General features: G+C 55.4%; 2 rRNA genes. Both read right to left on the bottom strand.

The window, feature by feature from the left end:
• Nucleotides 1-78: 78 nt before the first annotated feature.
• Nucleotides 79-3,218, bottom strand: a 23S ribosomal RNA gene (locus tag ACM9NP_RS23845).
• Nucleotides 3,219-3,520: 302 nt separating this feature from the next.
• A 16S ribosomal RNA gene (locus tag ACM9NP_RS23850) occupies nt 3,521-5,036 on the bottom strand.
• Together the 16S and 23S rRNA genes form the textbook arrangement of a ribosomal RNA operon.
• Nucleotides 5,037-5,246: the final 210 nt, after the last annotated feature.

Consider the following 5,246-nt stretch of genomic DNA (forward strand, 5'->3'; position numbering starts at 1 on the left):
TTGGTTGTGTGGTGGGTGTGTTGTTTCAGATTTGTATAGTGGGTGCTTTGTGCGCGTCTAATCGCGTCGTCTTTTTGTGGTGTTAAGTGATCGGCCTGTTAGTACCAGTCAACTGAACACATTACTGTGCTTACATTTCTGGCCTATCAACCCAGTAGTCTAGCTGGGGGCCTTCACACCAGAAGGTGTTGGAAACCTTATCTTGAAGCGAGTTTCCCGCTTAGATGCTTTCAGCGGTTATCTCTTCCGAACGTAGCTAACCAGCCGTGCCCTTGGCAGGACAACTGGCACACCAGAGGTTCGTCCGTCCCGGTCCTCTCGTACTAGGGACAGCCCTTCTCAAGTTTCCTACGCGCGCGGCGGATAGGGACCGAACTGTCTCACGACGTTCTAAACCCAGCTCGCGTGCCGCTTTAATGGGCGAACAGCCCAACCCTTGGGACCTGCTCCAGCCCCAGGATGCGACGAGCCGACATCGAGGTGCCAAACCATCCCGTCGATATGGACTCTTGGGGAAGATCAGCCTGTTATCCCCGGGGTACCTTTTATCCGTTGAGCGACACCGCTTCCACTTGCCGGTGCCGGATCACTAGTCCCTGCTTTCGCATCTGTTTGACCCGTCAGTCTCACAGTTAAGCTTCCTTGTGCACTTGCACTCAACACCTGATTGCCATCCAGGCTGAGGAAACCTTTGGGCGCCTCCGTTACTTTTTAGGAGGCAACCGCCCCAGTTAAACTACCCACCAGGCACTGTCCCTGGACCGGATCACGGTCCGAAGTTAGGAACCCAGAACAATCAGAGTGGTATTTCAACAATGCCTCCACCACAACTAGCGTCATGATTTCACAGGCTCCCACCTATCCTACACAAACTGTTCCAAGCACCAATACCAAGCTATAGTAAAGGTCCCGGGGTCTTTCCGTCCTGCCGCGCGTAACGAGCATCTTTACTCGTACTGCAATTTCGCCGGGCCTGTGGTTGAGACAGTGGGGAAGTCGTTACGCCATTCGTGCAGGTCGGAACTTACCCGACAAGGAATTTCGCTACCTTAGGATGGTTATAGTTACCACCGCCGTTTACTGGCGCTTAAGTTCTCCGCTTCACCCGAGGGTTAACAGGTCCCCTTAACGTTCCAGCACCGGGCAGGCGTCAGTCCATATACATCGAATTACTTCTTCGCATGGACCTGTGTTTTTAGTAAACAGTCGCTTCCCCCTGGTCACTGCGACCACAGCCAGCTCCGGACGTGAAGTCCTTCACCAGCCAGGGTCCCCCTTCTCCCGAAGTTACGGGGGTAATTTGCCGAGTTCCTTAACCACAGTTCACCCGATCGCCTTAGTATTCTCTACCTGACCACCTGTGTCGGTTTAGGGTACGGGCCGCTCGATACTCGCTAGAGGCTTTTCTCGGCAGCATGGGATCACTGACTTACACCTTTTGCAGGCTCCCCATCACATCTCACCCTTCACGCGGCGCGGATTTGCCTACGCCGCGGGCTACATGCTTGGCCCGGCACTACCAGTCACCGGGATCAGCTACCCTCCTGCGTCACCCCATCGCTTGACTACTACCCACCGGGGTCCCAGCCGCACTCAATGCGCCACACCCGAAGGCACGGTCACACAAGATTGGGTGGTTAGCACAAGAAGGGTTCATCATGGTCGTATCTTCGCGGGTACGGGAATATCAACCCGTTGTCCATCGACTACGCCTTTCGGCCTCGCCTTAGGTCCCGACTTACCCAGGGCGGATTAGCCTGCCCCTGGAACCCTTAGTCATCCGGCGGCAGGGTTTCTCACCCTGCTTTCGCTACTCATGCCTGCATTCTCACTCCCACCGGCTCCACAACTCGTTCACACGGCTGCTTCTCTGCCGGCAGGACGCTCCCCTACCCACCCACACACCTAGACCAGGAACCGTAGTCCCAGGCCGGGCTATTGTGTGAGTGCCACAGCTTCGGCGGTGTACTTAAGCCCCGCTACATTGTCGGCGCGGAACCACTTGACCAGTGAGCTATTACGCACTCTTTCAAGGGTGGCTGCTTCTAAGCCAACCTCCTGGTTGTCTGCGCGATCCCACATCCTTTTCCACTGAGTACACGCTTAGGGGCCTTAGCTGGTGATCTGGGCTGTTTCCCTCTCGACTACGAAGCTTATCCCCCGCAGTCTCACTGCTGCGCTTATAGACTTACCGGCATTCGGAGTTTGACTGATTTCGGTAAGCTTGTCGGCCCCCTAGACCAATCAGTGCTCTACCTCCGGCAAGAAACACGCAACGCTGCACCTATATGCATTTCGGGGAGAACCAGCTATCACGGAGTTTGATTGGCCTTTCACCCCTACCCACACCTCATCCCCCAGCTTTTCAACGCTGGTGGGTTCGGGCCTCCACGAAGTCTTACCTCCGCTTCACCCTGGACATGGGTAGATCACTCCGCTTCGGGTCTAGAGCACGCGACTATAAACGCCCTATTCAGACTCGCTTTCGCTACGGCTGCCCCTCAACGGGTTAACCTTGCCACGCACCACTAACTCGCAGGCTCATTCTTCAAAAGGCACGCCATCACCCATCCCAGACTAAACTGGGCACAGGCTTTGACGGATTGCAAGCGCACGGTTTCAGGTACTATTTCACTCCCCTCCCGGGGTACTTTTCACCTTTCCCTCACGGTACTAGTCCGCTATCGGTTACCAGGAAGTATTTAGGCTTACCAGGTGGTCCTGGCAGATTCACAGCAGATTTCAGGGGTCCGCTGCTACTCGGGTGGCATCCAAGACAGGTCACGCATTTTCAGCTACCGGACTATCACCGTCTACGGTCCCGCTTTCCAACGGATTCGCTTAACACGCAACTTTCTGACTGTCCCACCATTCGGCAGAATGGTGAAGAACACTCCCACAACCCCGCACACGCAACCCCTGCCGGGTATCACACGTGCACGGTTTAGCCTCATCCGGTTTCGCTCGCCACTACTAACGGAATCACTGTTGTTTTCTCTTCCTACGGGTACTGAGATGTTTCACTTCCCCGCGTTCCCTCCACACGCCCTATACATTCAGGCGTGGGTAACACCACATGACTGGTGCTGGGTTTCCCCATTCGGAAATCCTGGGATCACAGCTTTGTTGACAACTCCCCCAGGCATATCGCAGTCTCACACGTCCTTCATCGGCTCCTGGTACCAAGGCATCCACCGTGCGCCCTACACAACTTAACAATTGCACTAAGACGACACACACCACACAAACAACCACCCGAACAGCCGAAACCATTCGAATAGTCACGNATGGTGCATACATTTGATTAGATGCTCGCACCCACTATACAAATCTCAAACAACACACAACGAACAACCACACAACCCCAAACCACAACCCCGCACACAAGCGGGACGGGTATTCGGAGAGGATTGTCCACCGCCAGAGAAACCACACACACAGTGTGTTGCCTCAGGACTCAACAGGGTGTCTTCATGATGTGAAACGTCAGCGTGCGTTGCACGATACTCGTGCTCCTTAGAAAGGAGGTGATCCAGCCGCACCTTCCGGTACGGCTACCTTGTTACGACTTCGTCCCAATCGCCAGCCCCACCTTCGACCGCTCCCTCCACAAGGGTTGGGCCACGGGCTTCGGGTGTTGCCGACTTTCATGACGTGACGGGCGGTGTGTACAAGGCCCGGGAACGTATTCACCGCAGCGTTGCTGATCTGCGATTACTAGCGACTCCAACTTCACGGGGTCGAGTTGCAGACCCCGATCCGAACTGAGACCGGCTTTAAGAGATTCGCTCCACCTTACGATATCGCAGCCCTCTGTACCGGCCATTGTAGCATGCGTGAAGCCCTGGACATAAGGGGCATGATGACTTGACCTCATCCCCACCTTCCTCCGAGTTGACCCCGGCAGTCTCCCATGAGTCCCCGCCATAACGCGCTGGCAACATAGGATAAGGGTTGCGCTCGTTGCGGGACTTAACCCAACATCTCACGACACGAGCTGACGACAGCCATGCACCACCTGTCACCCAGTCCGAAGAGGCCACTGTCTCCAGTGGTTTCCGGGTGATGTCAAACCCAGGTAAGGTTCTTCGCGTTGCATCGAATTAATCCGCATGCTCCGCCGCTTGTGCGGGCCCCCGTCAATTCCTTTGAGTTTTAGCCTTGCGGCCGTACTCCCCAGGCGGGGCGCTTAATGCGTTAGCTACGGCACGGAACGAACAACGCCGCCCCACACCTAGCGCCCACCGTTTACAGCGTGGACTACCAGGGTATCTAATCCTGTTCGCTCCCCACGCTTTCGCTCCTCAGCGTCAGAACAAGCCCAGAGAACCGCCTTCGCCACCGGTGTTCCTCCACATATCTGCGCATTTCACCGCTACACATGGAATTCCGTTCTCCCCTACTTGCCTCAAGCCTGCCCGTATCCACCGCAAAACCAGAGTTAAGCCCTGGCCTTTCACGGCGGACGTGACAGGCCGCCTACGAGCCCTTTACGCCCAATAAATCCGGACAACGCTCGCGCCCTACGTCTTACCGCGGCTGCTGGCACGTAGTTAGCCGGCGCTTCTTCTGTACCTACCGTCATTCTCACTTCGTCGGTACTGAAAGAGGTTTACAACCCGAAGGCCGTCATCCCTCACGCGGCGTCGCTGCGTCAGGCTTTCGCCCATTGCGCAATATTCCCCACTGCTGCCTCCCGTAGGAGTCTGGGCCGTGTCTCAGTCCCAGTGTGGCCGGTCGCCCTCTCAGGCCGGCTACCCGTCAAAGCCTTGGTGAGCCATTACCTCACCAACAAGCTGATAGACCGCGAGCTCATCTCTAGCCGAGAAACTTTCCACCCACCCCCATGCAGGGACAGGTCATATCCGGTATTAGACCCCGTTTCCGAGGCTTATCCCAAAGCTAAAGGCAGATTACTCACGTGTTACTCACCCGTTCGCCACTCGAGTACCCCCGAAAGGGCCTTTCCGTTCGACTTGCATGTGTGAAGCACGCCGCCAGCGTTCGTCCTGAGCCAGGATCAAACTCTCCAACAAAAACCTGTAAAACAGTTTCGCTGTAAAAGCGATACCTGACTAATTAAATAGTCAAGGAATCAAACAAAGATTCAAACCTCATCACCGTGTCAACACAACACGACTCAAACGAGGCCCACACACTGACCATCACAAAAACACCCTGTTAAGTTCTCAAACAACACACCCACACCAAACAACCCCCACAAACAAAGGCCATCCGATGAAGCA

This window comes from Stackebrandtia soli (assembly GCF_965137155.1).
Lineage (GTDB): Bacteria > Actinomycetota > Actinomycetes > Mycobacteriales > Micromonosporaceae > Stackebrandtia > Stackebrandtia soli.